The 20,984-nt window shown below is 34.7% G+C and carries 12 protein-coding genes and 1 pseudogene; 9 read left to right on the top strand and 4 right to left on the bottom strand.

What is annotated here, in order from left to right:
- Positions 1 to 2: 2 nt before the first annotated feature.
- The 4 genes from ygiD to kdsB all read left to right on the top strand — a co-directional run bounded on the left by ygiD (position 3) and on the right by kdsB (position 4,502).
- Entirely contained in the window at positions 3 to 833 is an 831-nt protein-coding gene (gene ygiD, locus BXU10_RS17120) for a 4,5-DOPA dioxygenase extradiol (RefSeq protein ID WP_078228760.1), read from the top strand.
- Positions 834 to 929: 96 nt separating this feature from the next.
- Entirely contained in the window at positions 930 to 2,261 is a 1,332-nt protein-coding gene (locus tag BXU10_RS17115) for an ATP/GTP-binding protein (RefSeq protein ID WP_078228758.1), read from the top strand.
- Positions 2,245 to 3,684, top strand: a complete 1,440-nt coding sequence (locus tag BXU10_RS17110; RefSeq protein WP_078228756.1) for an RloB domain-containing protein — start codon at positions 2,245 to 2,247, stop codon at positions 3,682 to 3,684. Before BXU10_RS17115 ends, BXU10_RS17110 begins: the two co-directional genes overlap by 17 nt.
- Before the next feature lie 83 nt (positions 3,685 to 3,767).
- Complete coding sequence (kdsB, locus tag BXU10_RS17105; RefSeq protein ID WP_078228754.1) at positions 3,768 to 4,502, top strand: 3-deoxy-manno-octulosonate cytidylyltransferase; 735 nt, start codon at positions 3,768 to 3,770, stop codon at positions 4,500 to 4,502.
- Between the two features lie 287 nt (positions 4,503 to 4,789).
- Here kdsB and BXU10_RS17100 read toward each other — a convergent pair whose 3' ends face one another.
- The 4 genes from BXU10_RS17100 to BXU10_RS17085 all read right to left on the bottom strand — a co-directional run bounded on the left by BXU10_RS17100 (position 4,790) and on the right by BXU10_RS17085 (position 12,285).
- Positions 4,790 to 7,201 (bottom strand): thiamine pyrophosphate-dependent enzyme, encoded by a 2,412-nt coding sequence (locus BXU10_RS17100; RefSeq protein WP_078228752.1) that lies wholly within the window; start codon positions 7,199 to 7,201, stop codon positions 4,790 to 4,792.
- A 187-nt stretch (positions 7,202 to 7,388) separates the two neighbouring features.
- Entirely contained in the window at positions 7,389 to 10,139 is a 2,751-nt protein-coding gene (locus BXU10_RS17095) for an aminopeptidase (protein ID WP_078228868.1), read from the bottom strand.
- 288 nt (positions 10,140 to 10,427) lie between these two features.
- Positions 10,428 to 11,156, bottom strand: a complete 729-nt coding sequence (locus tag BXU10_RS17090) for a TIGR00730 family Rossman fold protein (protein ID WP_031453217.1) — start codon at positions 11,154 to 11,156, stop codon at positions 10,428 to 10,430.
- Between the two features lie 235 nt (positions 11,157 to 11,391).
- Positions 11,392 to 12,285, bottom strand: coding sequence for a dienelactone hydrolase family protein (locus tag BXU10_RS17085; protein ID WP_078228750.1), 894 nt, complete (start codon positions 12,283 to 12,285; stop codon positions 11,392 to 11,394).
- 225 nt (positions 12,286 to 12,510) lie between these two features.
- On the opposite strand from BXU10_RS17085, the gene BXU10_RS17080 reads away from it, so the two are divergent.
- From BXU10_RS17080 to BXU10_RS25330, 5 genes and pseudogenes are all read left to right on the top strand, one after another.
- Positions 12,511 to 12,954 (top strand): CHASE3 domain-containing protein, encoded by a 444-nt coding sequence (locus tag BXU10_RS17080; RefSeq protein ID WP_078228748.1) that lies wholly within the window; start codon positions 12,511 to 12,513, stop codon positions 12,952 to 12,954.
- 58 nt (positions 12,955 to 13,012) lie between these two features.
- Positions 13,013 to 13,957 carry an ATP-binding protein gene (locus tag BXU10_RS17075; RefSeq protein WP_078228746.1) on the top strand — a complete coding sequence of 315 codons (945 nt, stop codon included), beginning with the start codon at positions 13,013 to 13,015 and terminating at the stop codon, positions 13,955 to 13,957.
- Between the two features lie 120 nt (positions 13,958 to 14,077).
- Positions 14,078 to 14,509: a response regulator gene (locus tag BXU10_RS17070; RefSeq protein ID WP_078228744.1), complete on the top strand. Its 432-nt coding sequence runs from the start codon at positions 14,078 to 14,080 to the stop codon at positions 14,507 to 14,509.
- Between the two features lie 102 nt (positions 14,510 to 14,611).
- Positions 14,612 to 17,080 (top strand): annotated as a pseudogene (locus BXU10_RS25335) (HAMP domain-containing protein); the annotation flags it as partial.
- A 205-nt stretch (positions 17,081 to 17,285) separates the two neighbouring features.
- Positions 17,286 to 20,975, top strand: coding sequence for a response regulator (locus BXU10_RS25330; protein WP_255406155.1), 3,690 nt, complete (start codon positions 17,286 to 17,288; stop codon positions 20,973 to 20,975).
- Positions 20,976 to 20,984: the final 9 nt, after the last annotated feature.

Below are 20,984 nucleotides of genomic sequence, written 5' to 3'. Positions count from 1 at the left end.
CAATGACAACACTAAACGATTTACATTCGATTTCGTCAACGTTTTCGAATACAGATAAAATGCCGGTTTTGTTTTTGGGGCATGGAAGCCCGATGAATGCTATTGAAGAGAATCAGTTTGTGGCCGGTTTTCGTAATCTGGCTAAAACATTGCCACAGCCCAATGCAATATTGTGTGTATCGGCACATTGGTTTACCAACGGTACAAAAGTGACTTCGATGCAGATGCCAAGAACAATTCATGATTTTGGAGGTTTTCCACAAGCGCTTTTTGATGTGCAGTATCCTGCAAAAGGAAGCCCGGAACTGGCTTTGGAAACCCAAAAAATATTGGATCCGGTTTTGGTCGATTTAGACGAACACTGGGGTTTAGATCATGGGGCTTGGAGCGTAATTAAACATTTGTATCCAAATGCTGATGTTCCGGTAATTCAGTTGAGTATTGATTATACCAAATCAGGGCAATATCATTTTGAACTGGCTCAGAAACTGCAGTCGCTCCGTTACAAAGGTATTTTGATTATCGGAAGCGGTAATATAGTTCATAATTTACGATTGGTTGATTTCAGGAATTTTGATAAAGACAATTATGGTTTCGACTGGGCGATTGAAGCTAGAGAAACGGTGAACAATTATCTGTTGGATGGCAATTTCCAGCCATTAATAGATTACGAAAAAATGGATAAAGCAGTTCAGCTGGCGATTCCTACTCCGGATCATTATTTGCCTTTACTTTATACTTTAGGATTAAAAGATAAAACAGATGAATTGGATTTGTTTAATGATAAGTTATTGGCCGGTTCATTGAGTATGACTTCTGTAAAAATTATGTAAAAAAAAATAAAACTAAAATTTCATAAAGAACTTTATATGCGTACGTGTTTTAGGTGTATATTTGTTGAATAACTGCAAATATTAATCTTATACATTATGTTAATAGAGATTTCAATAACAAACTTTAGATCATTTAGAGAAAAACAAACTTTTTCGTTATTACCATTTGGTAAGATAAGAAACAGGGAAATAAAAGTTTTACAGCCTGAAAATTACCCTAAAGTTCAGATATTACCTTCAGCAATTTTATATGGTCCGAATAATTCTGGAAAAAGTAATTTTATTAAAGCTTTTCAAGCTTTAGAATGGCTTGTTTTAAAATCTGGAAATTTTAATTCTGATCAAAAATTGCATGCAAATGAGTATTTTCATTTTGATAAGCAAACAAAAGAGAAACCAAGCACTTTTGAATTAGATTTTATAGCTCCTAATAGAAAAAGATATAATTATCAAGTTACTTTTGGTGAAAAATCTATTATAAAAGAATATTTATATAGTTATAACATAACTAATACAGGGAAAATAGCTTTAAATACTTTGTTCGAAAGAAATGAACAAGCAATTAAGTTTATTGCTTTAAAAGGAGCTAAAGAAAGTGTTAATTTTGAACCAAACCAATTGTTCCTTTCAAGAGGAGACATTGCTGGTAATGCAGAATTAAAAGATGTATATTCTTTTTTTTCTAATCAAGTTATTTCCCTGACTTTTACAGAAACAGAGTATACTAATTTTTTAACTAGAAAATACGGTGAGTTTATAATTGATAATCCAAATAGTAAAATTTCTACACTTGTTGAAAGTATTTTGCAAGAAACTAATTCAGGGATTTTAGGAATAGAAACTAATATGGTTGATATTTCAAAAATTAATTTTCCAGATGATATTTCGCAAGAAATTAAAGATAAGTTGTTTGAGCAAATAAAATATGATTTAAGGTCTAAACATAAACTTTTTGATGGTGATTCAGAAATTGGAATAGACACAATACCACTTAAAGAGCAATCAACAGGCACAAGAAAACTTATAGGAATCTCACCTGTAATTTTGAATGCCTTATTAAATGGACAGGTTTTGTTAATTGACGAAATGAATACAAGTTTACATACTGAAATTACTTCTTGGTTAATTGAATTATTTAATAATCCAATTACAAATCCGAATAATGCCCAGTTAATTATCACAACTCATGACATATCATTATTAGACAGGAATTTATATGAAAGAGATCAAATATATGCTATTGAAAAAAATGAATTTGGAGCTTCAAATATGTATTCTTTTGCAGAGTTTACAGGATTAAGAAAAATTGATAATAATAGATTAGCAGATTTTTACGAGACTGGTCGATTAGGAGGTTTGCCACATATAGCAAAACCATATCTGGAAAATCTTATAAGTCAATTTATTCAAGATGGCGAAACCGAATAATAAGAATAATCGTAAATCAAGAATTGGGTTAAACTTAAAAGCCCCAATTATTCCAATTAAAACAAAAAATAAAATACCTTTAAATAATGATTTTAATAAAAGGATATTAATTGTTTGTGAAGGACCTACAGAGTATAGCTATTTTGAAGGATTGTGCGATGTTTTTAATATTCGCAAAAAAAATAATTTTAATATTGTTGTTTTACCTGAAAATAATAATCAACCTTATAAAGGTTCATCGGTGAAAGGGTTGCTGTATGAAGCAATGAAATATAAATACAAACATAACTATGAAGATTCTGATGAAGTTTGGATTGTTACTGATAATGATGAGGAAAATTCATTTAAATTAGATGCGAATAGTCTTTTTAAAATCAAACCACATATAAATTCAGAGATATATGAAAGATTGGAAAAATTTCAAATATTTCAAATGAATGTTAGAAATAGTGAAAAAGAAAAAGGTGAAAATAAACGAGTAAGATATTTTTTAAATAAGTTAGATTATGAATCTTTTTTAATGCAAAATGTTTTACTTAAAGAAGCAGAAAAAATATTTTTAGATTCTATAATTGAAAACACAAGTAAATCAAATGATTTTCAATTATTGTATGATGGAGATTGTAAAGCTTTTTTTTATGATGAGGATGAAAATTTCTTGAGTAAAAATTCTAGTGAAGAAGAAGTTTTTGAAGAGAAATATTTTGATGAAAATTGGAAAAAATATAAAGTAGCATATACTTCAATAGCATTTGAGCATTGGCTATTATTGCATTTTGAAATGAACAATCAAGGATTTTATAATTCTAGAGAGATCATTAAATTCTTCGATGATAAAAATTATTTCAATTTAGAATTTAAGAAAAACGAGCCTAATGGATTTATAAAAGGATTTCATTTATATACATTATTAAAAGAAGCAAATTCTCATATAAGGTCTTTTTTCAAACTTGCAAATCGAGCTATTTTTAATAATCTGTTGTTAAATAATGAAATGCAATCTAAAATAAACGAGAAAAATAAATTTTATGAACTGAACCCTTTTTCAGATGTTTTTGTTTTAACAAATTTATTATTAAATAATACTAATATTAAACAAGCATTTATAAATGTAGAAGCATCTTGTGTTTCTTTCGATAAAATTTTAGTTCAGCATAAAGAGCAAAATATAATTCAAATTTCTTTTAATTACATTGGTAAAAACTCAATATTGAAAACAGAGATTGAAACATTATTTTCTATAGTTGACTTTAATAATTTAAAAATTCCATTCAAATTGAATATTGATTGTGAAAGTATAATCCAGAAAGATAATAATATTACAATTAAAATGATATTAACCAAAATAGACAATCCTTATTTTCTTTTTTTTAATAATATGAAAGGGCAAGATATTGTTTGGGTTATGAATGAACTTAATTGAATATTATTTTATTAGGTTCATTTAAGAGAATGGGGTTTGAAAAGAATATGAGTTGAAATTAGACAAGATAAATTATAAAATAAATGAAAATAATAGCTGTAATTCCGGCACGATATGCATCAACACGTTTCCCTGCAAAACTAATGCAGGATCTTGGTGGTAAAACGGTAATTTTAAGAACATATGAAGCGGCTGTTGCTACAAAATTGTTTAACGATGTATTTGTCGTAACCGATTCTGATTTGATATTTGATGAAATTGTTTCGAATGGCGGAAAAGCCATTATGAGTATCAAAGAGCATGAATCAGGAAGTGACCGAATTGCAGAAGCTGTTGCAAATCTTGATGTTGATATCGTTGTAAATGTTCAGGGAGATGAACCTTTTACAGAAGTAGGTCCTTTACAACAGGTTTTGTCGGTATTTAAAAATGATGAAGAGAAAAAGATTGATCTGGCTTCGTTAATGCGTGAAATCACTGATGAGGACGAAATTAACAATCCGAACAATGTAAAAGTAGTGGTAGATCAGTCGCAGTTTGCCTTGTATTTTTCACGTTCTGTAATTCCATATCCGAGAGATAAGGATGCTGGCGTGCGTTATTTTCAGCACATCGGAATTTATGCATTTAGAAAACAGGCTTTATTGGATTTCTACAGCCTGCCAATGAAGTCATTGGAAGCTTCTGAAAAACTGGAACAGCTGCGTTATTTGGAATTCGGTAAAAAAATTAAAATGGTCGAAACAACTCATGTTGGAATTGGGATCGATACGGTTGAAGATTTGGAAAAGGCGAGGGGGATTTTGGAGGCTAAATAATTTTAGTCGTAAAAGTAGACTCATGAAATTGATTCGCTTTCGCGAAAGCGCGGATTAAACCTGGTTTTGATTAATGATTATCCACAATATTGCCATTTTTAGGGACAAGGACAGGAGCGATAGCGAACTGGCGAAGCAATCTCTGCAAGTAACTCTACAATCTAAATCCTCAATCTTTATCGAGCTGCTAACGGAGATTTCTCCTTCGTCGAAATGACAAACTTGCGTAAAAACAAAAAAAGCTCCAAAATTTTGGAGCTTTTTCTATATCTGAAATATTCTAAATCTTAGTATAAGTTTGGAAATTTAGAAGGATTAACCTCATTCATCATTTCATAAACTTTCTCGAAAATATCTTCGGCAGAAGGTTTCGAAAAATAGTCTCCATCAGTTCCATATGCAGGTCTGTGTGCTTTTGCAGCAAGAGTCTGCGGTTTGCTGTCAAGATATTTGTAAGCATCCTGTTCTTCCAGAATTTGCTGTAAAATAAAGGCTGAAGCTCCACCCGGAACGTCTTCGTCAATTACTAAAAGACGATTTGTTTTGGCGATACTTTTTACAATATCCTTGTTGACGTCAAAAGGTATTAATGACTGAATGTCAATAACTTCACAGTCAATTCCTAATTCTACTAACTCTCTGGCAGCTTGTTCTACTAATCTTAATGTTGATCCATAGGAAACAAGTGTAATATCTGAACCTTCTTTTAGAGTTTCAATAACCCCGATTGGCGTTTTGAATTCACCAAAATTTAAAGGTGTTTTTTCTTTTAAACGATAGCCATTTAAACATTCGATCACTAAAGCTGGTTCGTCACATTCTAAAAGAGTGTTATAAAAACCTGCAGCCTGAGTCATGTTTCTAGGAACCAAAACGTGGATGCCGCGAATAGCGTTTATGATCATTCCCATTGGAGAGCCGGAGTGCCAGATACCTTCCAGACGGTGTCCTCGGGTTCTGATGATCAATGGTGCTTTTTGTTTTCCAACAGTTCTGTATTGCAGCGTTGCTAAATCATCACTCATTATTTGAATAGCGTACAATAAATAATCCAGATACTGAATTTCAGCAATTGGTCGTAAACCCCTTAAGGCCATACCAATTCCCTGACCAATTATAGTCGCTTCACGAATCCCGACATCGGCAACACGAAGTTCACCATATTTCTCCTGCATTCCTTCTAGACCCTGGTTTACATCGCCAATATTTCCAACATCTTCGCCAAAAATTAATAATTCAGGGTATTTGGTGAATAAGACGTCGAAATTATCACGAATAATCATTCGTCCGTCTAAATCCGGTTTGGCGTTTTCCGGATATTCCGGAAGTATCTTTTGAACAGAAAATACGTTTTGTTGGGATTCAGAATATAAATTGCTGCTGAATTTTGGCTGTGTAATTGCAATGTAATTGGTGATCCAGTTTGATAATAATACTTTACTGTCCGGAACTTCAATGAATCGCAATATTTTTCGTGCAATGACAAGCATTTCCTTTTTTAAAGGAGCTTTGATTGCTTTTAATTCAGAAATGTATTTTTGAATTTTATCTTTATGGTTAATGCTGGCAGCTGAAATTTGTTCTAATAAAGCCAGAAGATTTTTTTGATCTTCAATAATTGGATTAATAAATTGATTCCAAGCTTCTTTTTTAGCATCATAAACTTCTTTCTTAATTTCAGATTCCATCTCTTCTAACTCTTCAGGAGATGCAATATTAATGGCAATCATCCATAATCGCATCTGGCGAATACAGTCGTAATTTTTTTCCCAACCTAACCTTTCTCCATTTTTATAGCGTTCATGTGAGCCCGAAGTGGAGTGGCCTTGTGGTTGTGTCAGTTCATTCACGTGAATTAAAACCGGAATATGCTGTTCGCGTGCAATGGCCCCGGCTCTTTCATAAGTAGAAACCAGTTCGGCATAATCCCATCCTCTTACCCTTAAAATTTCATATCCTTCTGAATCTTCATCTCGCTGATATCCTTTTAGGATTTCAGAGATGTTTTCTTTGGTTGTCTGATGTTTAGCGTGTACAGAAATTCCGTATTCGTCATCCCAAACACTCATTACCATCGGAACTTGTAAAACTCCGGCAGCATTTATGGTTTCAAAAAACAAACCTTCAGAGGTACTTGCGTTTCCGATAGTTCCCCATGCCACCTCATTTCCGTTTACAGAAAATTTATCTTTGATTTTGATTCCGTCAACTTCTCTGTAAATTTTTGAAGCCTGCGCTAATCCCAATAATCTTGGCATTTGTGCAGCTGTAGGAGATATATCTGCGCTTGAATTTTTTTGTTGGGTTAAGTCTTTCCAGGAGCCGTCTTCGTTTAAACTGTGGGTTACAAAGTGCCCGCCCATCTGTCTTCCTGCTGACATTGGGTCAAAGTCTATATCGGTATGGCCATATAATCCTGCAAAAAATTGTTTAGGAGTAAATTCACCAATGGCCATCATAAAAGTCTGGTCGCGGTAGTATCCTGAACGAAAATCACCGTTTTTAAAAGCTTTTGCCATAGCAAGCTGCGGCACCTCTTTACCGTCACCAAATATTCCAAATTTGGCTTTTCCTGTCAATACTTCTTTACGCCCTAAAAGACTGCATTCCCGACTGGTAACTGCAATTTTATAGTCATTTAATACTTCAGTTTTAAAATCCTCGAAGGTTAATGTAGTATTGCTTTTTTCTGTAATCATAATCTGGAATGGTCATGTTTAGGCAGCGAAATTACTCAAAATCTACCAATAATCATAATTCATTAAAATAAATATAATTTAATTATTTATACTTAAATTCAGAAAAATACGTATTTTTTTTGATTTATTATTACCTAAAACTATCGAAGTTTGATAATAATTCATGTTTTTGTTTAAAAAATATTAATTAAAACCATTTTCGGGTAAAAAGATTAATTAATGTTTTAGGAGATAATGTGATGACAAATCTTATTTTTTCGTTGTAATTATTTTGTGAAATTTCCCAGCCATTATTAGAATAGACCGGAAAATAAATTTCAAAATAGTCTGGTACGAGATTCAAACGGATACCGCTATCATACACAAAATGTTCGTTTTGGTGTTTGCTTTTCATGAAACCCACATCACCATAGGCTTCTATCCAGTTCCATATAGAATAACTTGCATTTAGTGTTGTCATCCATTGATTAGCGTATCTGGGTTCAATCATAGATTTAAACCCGCCTTCGGCAATTATATATTGCTGACTGAAAAAGCCAGTACTTTCAGATCTTCCGTAAAAATTATAATCGAATAAATAATCCGTTGGACGATCCAGACCAAAACTGAAATAATCTGAATTTGTAGTGTTGTATAAAAAGCTTCCGACAAATAACCTCAAATTTAATTTGCGGTTGTTTTCAAAAAGCCTTCTGTATTCAATTTCTCCGCCCAGTTTTCCAAAATCTCCTGAAAACTGTGCATCTGTCATAAAGTTTAAATGATTAATCAATTCGGTTTTAGTATTCATGTACCGAAGATTAAAGACGGAATAATTAGGACTTGAATTGTCTGTAACATAGGCGCTCGCCTGTCGATTTACAATTACCTGTCTGGCGATAATAAATTGTTTTCTGTTGTCTCTGAAATCTTCTTCCCGAATTCTAAACTGTACCATAGGATTAAGCCTGAAATAGGTCGCATCTGGAGCATAATGAAAATAATTTTGACTTATAGAATACCTGATATTGTAAAGTTTACTGTCACGATAATAATGATTTAGTGAAAAAGCGGATGATCCTGAGAGGGTTCCGGTCTTGAGTGAATAAGCAGGATTGATATCAAATGTAAACGGCTTGTCTAATATAGTTTTGTTATGAAAACGGATTCCGGGCGCAAATCCGTCATAATAGTTATAACCAACCGTTGGGACATATAATATCTGATTGTAGTATGGGTCTTCTAAATCTTTGGCAAAATTAAATTTGATTGGACGATTTGTAAGTACTATACTTTTCAATGATTTCCAGTTGTCTCGCTGATTGTATTCCGGAACTTCATTGTCGTAATTCAAAACAATTTTATCTGCATTTTTTCTTTCGAAAATATAAATGGAGTCATTGTTTTTTGGCTCAATCCATTGTTTAAATACTATTTTGTTTTTTTTGAGGCCATAAACCGGAATCGGAACAAAAACGTCTGTTTTGTTTTTTACAGAAAACCGGATACTGTCCTGGGTTCTGGATACACCGGTAAATTTATAGTCGATAATTTCACGTGAACCGATGATAGTTTTAAAAAACCAGTCAATTTTTTTTGAGCTGTTTTTGGTTAGTATTTTTTCAAAATCATATCGGTTTGCCTGTTGTGTTTTGTTTAGATTATAGAACTCCTTAACACTTTCGGGCACTATATTATGATTTAAATAATTATCGAGATAACTGAGGCTTAAACCAGCACGGTACTTACTTGCAATCTGCTCATTGAATTTAATGAGTGTATTTTTTGGGTCTCCCAATGGCTGATCCAGGTTTTTTCGAGCCATCAGCATGTAGTAGTAACTGTATTGCTCATTAAAAGTTAGATTGGTAATATTGTAGCTTTTAAAGAGTTTCATTTCAGATAGCCTGCCCAGCATCTTTTGATCCATGTGGTTTTCTTCCATGAATTTCATCATCGTATAAATCTGGATTCCGTCATAAATCCAGTTGTCTTTTCGCGGATCCAGAAGAAGACTGTACTGAAGATAATTGTTTAAAAAGGTTTTTAAAAAGGTAATTTCAAATATAAATTCATCCGAAAAAGGACTTATAAAGGAGGGTAGTTGATTTAACCCGTAAAAAGGATTTCGGTCATAATCTGCCTGTGAGACTGTGATTTTTTTATGTGGATATTTTCCAATAAAATTATTGGCAAAACTGATTATCCTGTTGATGATTACTGCTTTTTGTATCTCGTTCAGTCTTTTGTTTTTTAAATTTGAAAGAACTTCAAGTTCACCATTGCTAAAACTATTAAAAGTATTTTGTTTTTCAATAAATAAATTAAAATCGGTTCTGCTGTTTCCTGAAAAAAGATAAGTGCTGAACGAAGGGGAAGACGAATCCTTTGAAACTGAATCCAGATCTGTGGTAATAGTGTACAGATTTGGAACTTTAATTGCTAATTCGTAATCAGTTGCAGCGTTTGCAATATCATCAAGGTTATAGTTATGATATTTTATAAAATTATGATTTTCAAAACGGGCAGGGCTCAAAAACCAGTGTCTTAGATTCATTCCGCCGTTTTGGGTATAGCCGTAACGAGTAAATTTATCGCTTGGAATTTTAGAAATATAAGTAAGATGTAAATCAATTTTACTGTTAGGAGGTAATTTGTTTTTTAGTTTGATTACAATAAAATCCGGATTTTCACTGGTTCTTTGCCATTCTAAAGCCATAAATTGGGCATCTGTGAGTTCAAGTACGTTTGTGTTTCCACGTTCTTCAGGTTTTGCCAAATGAAAGCCTTTATAAAATTCATCAGAAAAACGTAGAGCCAGAGGCGTATTTTTATCAGAGAAAGCATTATTCCAGTCATTTAAAACAATAAAATCCAAAGAATCGCCTGAAGTATTATAATAAGTAATATCCTGTTTTACGTGCAGTGTTTTAAGTTCAGGATTCACCGCCACCTCCATCTTAGACTGATGCTGCGCGAATTGTTTTAATGAAGACATCAAAACAATAACGAAAAGAATGATTTTAAAAAATGGTTTCAATGCTGGCTTAAAATTTAGATATATAACTTAAGTTACGGTCTTATGGCTGTTTTGGGTTTATTGTAAAAATAGTATAAAAAAAGCTGTTTTAAAAACAGCTCTCATTTTTTACAAAAGTTATGAAAATTTCATCATATAAGTGATAAATTGCGTTGAAAAAGCAGGAACTTATATTTTCTTAGATCATCTATATGGTTTTAAAAAAAATTAGAAATTTGGACTTAAGTCGTATTTCTTATAGAATTTATCAAGAACGTCAACTACTTCATCTTCTGTGTCTACGATCTTAAATAAGTTTAAATCATCAGGGCTAACGGTATGCATTTTTTCAACTAAAACCGTTTTTACCCAGTCGATTAATCCTGACCAAAATTCAACCCCGACTAATATGATTGGAAACTTACCAATTTTTTTTGTCTGGATCAGGGTAATGGCTTCAAACATTTCGTCAAGAGTTCCAAATCCACCGGGCATCACTACAAATCCCTGTGAATATTTTACAAACATTACTTTTCGAACAAAAAAGTAATCAAAATTCAGGTTTTTGTCATGATCAATGTAAGGATTGAAATGCTGTTCAAAAGGCAGTTCGATATTTAAACCTACAGATGTTCCTCCGCCTAAATGTGCCCCTTTATTTCCTGCTTCCATAATTCCGGGTCCACCGCCTGTGATAACGCCATAACCGGCTTTACTAATTTTATAAGCAATTTTTTCGGCCAGTAAATAATATTTGTCTTCCGGTTTTGTCCTTGCCGATCCAAAAATGGACACACATGGTCCAATACGTCCCATACTTTCGTATCCGTTAACAAATTCGGCCATGATTTTAAAAATTGCCCAACTGTCATTGGTTCTGATTTCATTCCACGTTTTTTGTTTTAAACGATCCTGAATTACTTTGTCCTCATCATTATCAAAATCTTCTAATCTCATTTTGCGTATTATTAATTTATTATTTTGCTGTAAAAGTTTAAACTCTTTTTATGGCATTATACCAGAAAATAACAGCTTTGACATGTTTTAAAAACATTGGCAAAGCTGTCGCACTAAATTAACTCTTTTTTTGAAAATTGTTATAAAAATAGAGTATTTATTCCCTTACAGTTAAAGCTGTTTCTTTTAACTATTTTGTTTCTATTGTTTTATGAAAATAAATTTATGGTTTTGATTATTTTTTTACCAGTTTTTCTTTAAAAAAGTCAATAGTTCTTTTCCATGATGAAGTTGCTGCTGCTTCATCATATCTTGGTGTTGTATTGTTATGAAAACCATGGTTTACTCCCTGATAAAAATGGGCTGTGTGCTCAACTTTATTTTTATTAAGAATTTCTTCAAAAGCAGTCCAGCCTTCGTTGACACGGGTATCCAGTCCTGCGTAATGCAAAAGAAGCGGTGTCTTTGTTTTTTCAGCTTCCTCTTTAGTGGGCTGTCCACCGTAATAGGGAACTGCAGCTGATAAAGAAGGTATTTTTACCGCCATCATATTCGAAACCCATCCGCCAAAACAGAATCCGACTACTCCCAAATAACCGTTGCAGTCTTTATGTGATTTAAGGTATTCATAAGCAGCAATGAAATCTTCAAGCATTTCTTCATGTGTTCGTTTTTTTTGAAGTTCTCGTCCGGCATCATCATTGCCGGGATATCCGCCTAATGGTGTTAATGCATCGGGAGCTAATGTAATAAAGCCTTCTATAGCAGCTCTTCTTCCAACATCTTCTATATAAGGGTTTAATCCTCTGTTTTCATGTACTACAATGATTCCGGGTAATTTTTTTTGGATTTCCAAAGGCTGTGACAATTGACCTTTAATTCTTCCTCCGCCTTTTGGGGAATCATACTTGATGTATTGGGTTTTTAATCTCGGATCGCTAAGCGGAATTAAAATGCTATCAACATAATTAGGGGTTATAAAACTTAAAAGAGATGGAAGCGTAATTGCTCCTACGGCAAAAATGGATAGTTTTTCGATAAACTGCCTTCGTTCAATTTTATTGTGAGCATAGTCATCATATAAATCAAATACTTCCTGAGCGATATCTTCTTTGGTTAATTTTTGCATAGCGGTTAATTTTTTGAAAGTTATTTAGATACTAAATGTCTGCATAAATATTTATATCCTATAAAAGTAAAGAATAACGAATTAAGATATTTTTTTAAATGAAAACAGTACTCTTTTTATTTTTAGGAGTATTATATCAATTAAAATATGCGCTTAACTATATGTTTTTTAGTATTTTTATTAAATTATAAATTCATATTGATAAAGGATGCTTAAACTTTAATAATGAAATTATCTAATCAAATACTTTTAGCGTTTACGCTGATAATTTTATTATCCGTTGCAGATTCTTACACAAATTATTTGTTATCCAAAAAAGTACAACTGAATTCACTATTTCTTGCCAGATCCGAAGAGATAATACGAAATTCTAATAAAACCCACAAAGCAATTATTGAAATGCAGAGCGCTTTTAGGGGTTATTTACTTACAGATGACAAGGCTTTTCTGAACTCGTATTTTAAAGGACTGAAAAATGTACCGGAATTAATAAAAGAGCAACAGCTTCGGATTGGCACTCATAACAAACAGCGCATAATATTAGATTCAATCCGGAACATGCATAACAATTGGCTGGAATATTCAGCTCAAATAATATATTCACGCGAAAAAGTGCCTGGTTCTTATAAAAACCTTTTTGAAAATTCCTTAAAAAAAACACGTAGGTAAAAAAATTAACGATGCAATTGCCTATAAATTTTCAAGATTTGATAAAATAGAATATAAAATGAGGAAACATCATACAGACAGATTACTCATTTCTTTAAAAAATGCCCGTACATTTTCTCTTATTTTCCTAACATTGACAGTTGTAGTAGGGATAGTTAGTACAGCATTTATCATAGTCGTTACCACTAAAAGAATCAATTCGATGGTAAGTCTTGCTAAAAATATTTCAAGAGGTAATTTCACCAGTGTTAAAGATACCCGTAACGATGAACTATCAGTATTAGTTGTTTCACTCAATATGATGTCTGAAAAATTAGATAAAAATATCCGTGAATTAAAAAACAGAAATGCTGAGTTAAATAAATTTGCTTATGTAGTTTCTCATGATTTAAAAGCACCCATCAGGGGAATTCATAATGTTATTACCTGGATTGAAGAAGATTATGGAGGTGAGCTTTCTCCGGAACTTAAAAGATATTTATCGATAATTCCGCAAAGAACCCGCCGTATGGAAGCGCTCATTAATGGCTTACTTGATTATGCCAGATTAAATTTGAAGACTCCACCGGAAAAGATAAATACAAATGCTTTGGTTCAGGAAATTGCAGATTCTATTGTCCCAAGGGCTTTTACAATTGAAATTGGTGATCTGCCGGATTTGTTTACACAACGAATTAAACTGGAACAGGTTTTTGCTAATTTGATAAGTAATGCTATAAAACATACGCCAAAGGATAAAAAAGGAATAATTCAGATTAAATGCAAAATATTCCCTAACTTTTATGAATTTTCAGTTAAAGATAATGGGACTGGAATTGCGGTAGAATACCATCAAAAGATATTCGAAATATTTCAGACACTTCGCGAGCAAAATGAGCAGGAAAGTACTGGAGTAGGTTTGGCAATTGTAAAAAAAATAATTGACGATCAGCAAGAAAATATCATAGTTAAATCAACATTGGGTGAAGGTTCTGAGTTTATCTTTACCTGGAGAAATAGTTAATATCATGAAATGAGCACAGTCTTAAAACTTTTTAAGACTTATGAGAAACGAAGCTCAAATGATTTCACTAAAAAATAGAAGTAAATGATATACTCCTAAAAATAACATAGTACCACATACATGAAAAAATCAACAATTTTATTAATAGAAGATGATGAACTTGACATTATAAGTGTAGAGCGGTCTTTGAAAAAAATAGAGAGTGAATATGTACTGCATACAGCTTATAATGGTATTGAAGCATTAAAAATTCTTAGAGATACCAATTTAGGGCTGATTCCGGATGTTATTCTTTTGGATATTAATATGCCCAGAATGAACGGAATAGAATTTTTGAAAATTATAAGAGAAGATACAAAACTTAAAAATTTAAAAGTTTTTATAATGACAACTTCTTCAGAAGGAGAAGACAGGTTTGAAGCAGAACAATTTGGTATATCAGGCTATATTATTAAACCCTTAAATTATACAGATAATTCAAAAAGACCGGATTCTATGGATGCTTTTGTACAATTTTATTTAAGGAAAATATTACTTGATGAGCATATATAATATTGGTTTTTGATGATAAATACCTCTTTCATTATTAAAATCTAATTACCTTAATTCGATTATCAGCATTTTTTAAATCATTCTTTTTAAAGAATTGAAAATATGAAGAAAACTAAAAATAATAATACAGAAAGCCCTGAAAATGTATTAGTACTTCCGGTTGTTTCTGGTGAAAAGCCATTAAAAACTAAAACAAAAAAAGCCGATTTAGAGGAGTCTATTTTGACAGATGCAGAGTTTTTGAAAATTTTGCTTAAGGTTAAAAATGGTAATTTCACTCAGCGCTTCCCAACCGATCAAAACGGAACTAAAAGATCCATTTGTGAAACTTTAAACGAAATCATCGACCTTAACGAACGCATGGTTTTTGAATTTCAAAAGGTTGGTAAAAGTATTGGTAAACAAGGAAAACTGACTAATAGGGTAGCTCTTGATGGTGCAAGAGGTTCATGGAGTTCCTGCGTCGATTCGGTTAATACATTGATTTCAGATCTGGTACATCCAACTATTGAGATTGCTCACGTAATTACATCGGTGGCAAAAGGAAATTTATCTCAGGAAATGCCGCTTTCTATTGAGGGAAATCCGCTTCAGGGAGAGTTTTTAAGAATTGCAAAAGAGGTAAACGGAATGGTAAAACAGCTGAATCTGTTTTCGATGGAGGTAACCCGTGTGGCACGTGAGGTAGGAACTGAAGGTAAACTGGGAGGTCAGGCAAAAGTGCGGGGTGTTGGTGGGGTTTGGAAAGATTTGACCGACTCGGTAAATAAAATGGCGAGTAACTTAACAGGTCAGGTACGTAATATTGCTGATGTAACAACAGCCGTAGCAAAAGGAGATTTGTCTAAAAAAATTACGGTTGACGTAAAAGGAGAAATCCTTGAACTTAAAAATACCATTAATACGATGGTGGATCAGCTGAACTCGTTTTCATCAGAGGTAACCCGTGTGGCACGTGAGGTAGGAACCGAAGGAAAACTGGGTGGTCAGGCGCAGGTAAAAGGAGTTGGGGGAACCTGGAAAGATTTGACCGATTCTGTAAACCAGATGGCATCGAACTTAACAGGACAGGTACGTAATATTGCAGATGTAACTACGGCCGTAGCAAAAGGAGATTTATCTAAAAAAATTACCGTAGACGTAAAAGGAGAAATCCTGGAACTTAAAAACACCATTAATACGATGGTGGATCAGCTGAATTCCTTTTCATCAGAGGTTACGCGTGTGGCAGTAGAGGTAGGTTCAGAAGGAAAACTGGGAGGGCAGGCGAGAGTACGTGGTGTTGGTGGAGTTTGGAAAGATTTGACCGACTCCGTAAATCAAATGGCATCCAACTTAACAGGTCAGGTACGTAATATTGCCGAGGTAACAACAGCCGTGGCGAAAGGGGATTTATCTAAAAAAATTACTGTAAACGTTGCGGGTGAAATCCTTGAACTTAAAAATACCATCAATACTATGGTGGATCAGCTGAACTCTTTTGGTGCCGAGGTAACGCGTGTGGCACGTGAGGTAGGTTCAGAAGGAAAACTGGGCGGTCAGGCTAAGGTAAAAGGGGTTGGTGGAACCTGGAAAGATTTAACCGATTCGGTAAATCAGATGGCATCCAACTTAACGGGTCAGGTACGTAATATTGCCGAGGTAACAACAGCCGTAGCAAACGGAGATTTATCTAAAAAAATTACGGCTGTAGCCGAAGGAGAAATCCTGGAGTTGAAGAAAACCATTAATACGATGGTAGATCAGCTAAACTCATTCTCATCTGAGGTTACGCGTGTGGCACTTGAGGTAGGAACGGAAGGAAAACTCGGAGGTCAGGCAAAAGTAAAAGGAGTTGGAGGAACCTGGAAAGACTTAACCGATTCGGTGAACCAAATGGCATCCAACTTAACCGGTCAGGTACGTAATATTGCCGAGGTAACAACCGCGGTAGCAAAAGGAGATTTATCACGCCAGATTACCGTAGATACAAAAGGGGAAATTCTGGAGCTTAAAAATACGATTAACACCATGGTGGGGCAGCTAAACTCATTTGCATCCGAGGTAACCCGTGTGGCGCGTGAGGTGGGAACCGAAGGAAAACTGGGAGGTCAGGCTCAGGTAGAAGGTGTTGGTGGAACATGGAAAGATTTAACAGACTCGGTAAACCAGATGGCATCTAACTTAACCGGTCAGGTACGTAACATTGCTGAGGTAACAACCGCCGTGGCAAAAGGCGATTTATCATTACAAATTACCGTAGACGTAAAAGGAGAAATCCTTGAACTTAAAAATACAATTAATACCATGGTGGATCAGCTTCGAGGCTTTGCTTCGGAGGTAACAAGGGTTTCACGTGAGGTTGGTACAGAAGGAAAACTGGGAGGTCAGGCGAATGTACCGGGAGTTGCCGGAACGTGGAAAGATTTAACGGATTCGGTTAACCAGATGGCGGGTAACTTAACCGCTCAGGTACGTAACATTGCCGATGTGGCGATTGCCGTGGCGAATGGGGATATGTCCCGAAAAATTACCGTTGACGTTCGTGGAGAAATTCTTCAGTTAAAAGAAACCCTGAATACGATGGTGGATCAGTTAAGGGAGTTTGCATCAGAGGTAACGCGTGTGGCACGTGAGGTTGGTACAGAAGGAAAACTTGGCGGACAGGCGAATGTGCCCGGAGTTGCAGGAACCTGGAAAGATTTAACGGACTCTGTTAACCAGATGGCGGGTAACTTAACAACGCAGGTACGTAATATTGCAGAGGTTACGATAGATAGCTGTTGCCAACGGAGATATGTCCAAGAAAATTACGGCCGACGTTCGTGGAGAGATTCTTCAATTGAAAGAAACTGTAAATACGATGGTGGATCAGCTTCGAAGTTTTGCTTCGGAGGTGACAAGGGTATCCAGAGAGGTTGGTACCGAAGGAAAACTGGGAGGGCAGGCATTCGTGCCCGGAGTTGCAGGAACCTGGAAAGATTTAACGGATTCTGTGAACCAAATGGCCTCCAACTTAACAGGTCAGGTGCGTAATATTGCCGATGTAACGAAAGCGGTAGCTAATGGCGACCTTTCGAAACAAATTACCGTAGACGTAAAAGGAGAAATTCTGGATTTAAAAAACACCTTCAACACGATGGTAGAGCAGCTGAACTCGTTTTCATCTGAAGTAACCCGTGTGGCGCGTGAGGTGGGAACCGAAGGAAAACTGGGAGGACAATCTGAAGTAAAAGGGGTTGCGGGAACGTGGAAAGATTTAACGGATTCAGTTAACCTGATGGCTTCGAATTTAACGTCTCAGGTACGTGGAATTGCGAAGGTTGTAACCTCTGTGGCCAAAGGAAACTTAAAACAAAAATTATCGATCGATGCAAAAGGCGAGGTGGCACAACTTACAGACACGATCAACGAAATGATTGATACTTTGGCAACCTTCTCAGATCAGGTAACTACGGTGGCTCGTGAGGTTGGGGCCGAAGGAAAACTGGGAGGTCAGGCAAACGTACCGGGTGCATCAGGAACATGGAAAAACTTAACAGAAAACGTAAATCAGCTTGCCGCAAATTTAACAACACAGGTACGTGCCATTTCTGAGGTGGCTTCTGCGGTAACACAAGGAGATTTAACCCGAACCATTGGTGTTGAAGCTAAAGGGGAAGTTGAAGCCTTGAAAGATACGATCAACCAGATGATTTCGAACCTGAAAGCAACAACATTACGTAATCAGGAGCAAGACTGGCTGAAATCGAATTTGGCGAAATTTACCCAAATGCTTCAGGGGCAAAAAGAATTGAATTCGGTTACCAAAAAAATCCTTTCGGAGTTGGCGACGGTTGTAACCGCACAACACGGATTATTTTATATTCTTCAGGAAGACGAAGAATTCATGGATTCTAAACTGAATCTGATTGCTTCTTATGCTTACATCAAAAGAAAAAATTCTCCAATGCAGTACGCAATGGGGGAAGGACTTATTGGTCAGGTTGCTGTCGAAAAAGAAAGAATTATTCTGAGTAATGTTCCTAAAGATTACATCAAAATCAATTCAGGACTTGGAGATGCAAAACCCAAAGACGTTATTATTTTACCGGTACTATTTGAAGGGCAATTAAAAGCGGTTATCGAACTGGCTTCGCTGGATACCTTTAGCGAAACGCATTTGGATTTTCTTGAAGGACTGACAGAAAGTATTGGTATTGTATTGAATACGATCGAATCGAATTCCAGAACCGAAGAATTATTGGTACAGTCACAATCGTTGGCAGGAGAGCTTAAAAGCCAGCAGGAAGTATTAAAAAATACAAATGAGGAACTGGAAGAAAAAGCATTCTTATTGGCGAATCAAAAAGAAGAAGTAGAGCTTAAAAACCAGGAAGTTGAGGTGGCGAGAAAAGCATTGGAAGAAAAAGCAGATCAGCTTACTTTGACATCCAAATACAAGTCGGAATTTTTAGCGAATATGTCGCATGAGTTAAGAACACCGCTGAACAGTTTACAGATTTTGGCAAATGAGTTAATTGCAAATCGCGACGGTAATTTATCCGAAAAGCAAATTCAATTTGCAAAAACCATAAATGCCTGCGGTGATGACCTTATTCAATTAATTAATGATATTCTGGATCTTTCTAAAATTGAATCGGGTTATATTTCTGTTGATTACAACCCAATTAGTTTTGAAGACATTAGCCGATTTGTTGCTTCTACTTTCAACCCAATTTCAGAAGCCAAACATCTTCGTTTTAATATTATTATGGATGAAGAGCTTCCGGAACTGATGGAAACGGATTCGCAAAGGTTAAATCAGATTTTGAAAAACCTGCTTTCAAACTCTTTCAAATTTACCGAAAAAGGAGAAGTAAAACTTAAAATTTACAAAGCCAATAACAATTGGAAAACCAATAATCTAAGACTTGAAAATGCAGAAGATGTTGTGGCATTTGAAATTTCAGATACCGGTATTGGTATTTCTAAAGAAAAACAAAACATTATTTTTGAAGCTTTCCAGCAAGCAGAAGGTTCAACAAGCCGTAAATATGGTGGTACAGGATTAGGATTATCAATAAGCCGCGGACTTTCAGATTTATTAGGAGGAAGCATTGAATTGGAAAGTGAAACCAATGTAGGAAGTAAGTTTACTTTATTCCTTCCTCTAAAATATGTTCATATTCCTGAAATAGAAAATATTGATGTAGAAGAAGAAGCTGATGTTAAAGGCCGAATCAAATCATTGCCATCAGAAAAGTTCAACAGATCTGATATCGATTTGTTTTTTGTTGATGAAGTAGGAGATGATAGAACGGATATCAAACCGGATGATAAAGTGTTGTTGATTGCTGAAGACAACCTTATTTTTGCTAAAATTATGTTAGAACAGGCGCATATCAATGGTATTAAGGCTATTGTTACTACAAAAGGAAATGACGTAATTGATTTTATAAATCAGTTTCACCCTCACGCCATTACAATGGATCTTAATATGCCGGATACGAGCGGGTGGAAAATTTTGGACAGGTTAAAAACAGATTTTAACCTGCGTCACATTCCTGTTTATATCATCTCTGGTGAGGACGAGAGAAATAAAGGTCTTAAGCGTGGTGCCAGAAACTTTTTCCTTAAGCCAGTAAAGAATGATTCGCTAAATTATCTTTTTAACGATATCCATGATTTTAAAAATAAAAAAGTAAAAAACTTATTAGTAGTTGATGATAATCAGAAGGAATTAGACAGAATATTAAAAGCTGTTGATGGTGATGATATTACAGTATTTTACGCTAAAACGGCCACAGAAGCTGTTGCACTTATTAAAGATCATTCATTTGACTGTATTATATTAGATTTAAAACTGCCGGACGCAGACGGACTTGATATTATTACCGACTTAGAGAATAATATAACAGGACAGGAAACTGCGATTATTATTCATTCTGCGGGTGATGTTACTAAGAAACAAAAGATAAAACTAAACAGATTTGCTCATAGCATCATTACAAAAAATGCTTCATCACTGGATGAATTAGTAGATCAGACAGCTTTGTTTATGCATCGTGTTCATAAAGAATTGCCACATGCTATGAGAGAGACCATAGAATCGTTTTATTTGAAAGAAGATGTGCTCTATGGCAAAAAAGTATTGCTTGTAGATGATGATGTGCGTAATTTATTTGCCCTGACTACAGCCTTAGAACGTTATGGATTGAATGTTATCAGTGCAGAAAGCGGTCAGGAAGCCATTGATATTCTTAATCAGGATAAAGCCATTGATATTGTTCTGATGGATATTATGATGCCCGAAATGGATGGTTATGAAACGATGAAACGCATTCGTAAAGACTCGATACATAAAGATCTTACTATTATTGCAGTAACGGCAAAAGCCATGAAAGGAGACAGACAGCGTTGCATAGAATCCGGTGCATCAGATTATATAACCAAACCAGTAAATGTAGAACAACTGTGTTCGTTAATGCGTGTGTGGCTTAAATAATAATTTTAT

The sequence above is a fragment of the Flavobacterium sp. LM4 genome (assembly GCF_002017935.1).
Classification (GTDB): domain Bacteria; phylum Bacteroidota; class Bacteroidia; order Flavobacteriales; family Flavobacteriaceae; genus Flavobacterium; species Flavobacterium chungangense.
The sequence above is the reverse complement of the archived record's forward strand: the minus strand, read 5'-3'. Positions and strand labels throughout refer to the sequence as shown.

Excerpts from the sequence above, each read along its gene's own strand:
- ygiD (WP_078228760.1), top strand. The coding sequence starts at position 3 with ATGACAACACTAAACGATTTACATTCGATTTCGTCAACGTTTTCGAAT.
- BXU10_RS17115 (WP_078228758.1), top strand. The coding sequence starts at position 930 with ATGTTAATAGAGATTTCAATAACAAACTTTAGATCATTTAGAGAAAAA.
- BXU10_RS17110 (WP_078228756.1), top strand. The coding sequence starts at position 2,245 with ATGGCGAAACCGAATAATAAGAATAATCGTAAATCAAGAATTGGGTTA.
- kdsB (WP_078228754.1), top strand. The coding sequence starts at position 3,768 with ATGAAAATAATAGCTGTAATTCCGGCACGATATGCATCAACACGTTTC.
- BXU10_RS17100 (WP_078228752.1), bottom strand. The coding sequence starts at position 7,201 with ATGATTACAGAAAAAAGCAATACTACATTAACCTTCGAGGATTTTAAA.
- BXU10_RS17095 (WP_078228868.1), bottom strand. The coding sequence starts at position 10,139 with ATGGAGGTGGCGGTGAATCCTGAACTTAAAACACTGCACGTAAAACAG.
- BXU10_RS17090 (WP_031453217.1), bottom strand. The coding sequence starts at position 11,156 with ATGAGATTAGAAGATTTTGATAATGATGAGGACAAAGTAATTCAGGAT.
- BXU10_RS17085 (WP_078228750.1), bottom strand. The coding sequence starts at position 12,285 with ATGCAAAAATTAACCAAAGAAGATATCGCTCAGGAAGTATTTGATTTA.
- BXU10_RS17080 (WP_078228748.1), top strand. The coding sequence starts at position 12,511 with ATGAAATTATCTAATCAAATACTTTTAGCGTTTACGCTGATAATTTTA.
- BXU10_RS17075 (WP_078228746.1), top strand. The coding sequence starts at position 13,013 with ATGAGGAAACATCATACAGACAGATTACTCATTTCTTTAAAAAATGCC.
- BXU10_RS17070 (WP_078228744.1), top strand. The coding sequence starts at position 14,078 with ATGAAAAAATCAACAATTTTATTAATAGAAGATGATGAACTTGACATT.
- BXU10_RS25330 (WP_255406155.1), top strand. The coding sequence starts at position 17,286 with ATGTCCAAGAAAATTACGGCCGACGTTCGTGGAGAGATTCTTCAATTG.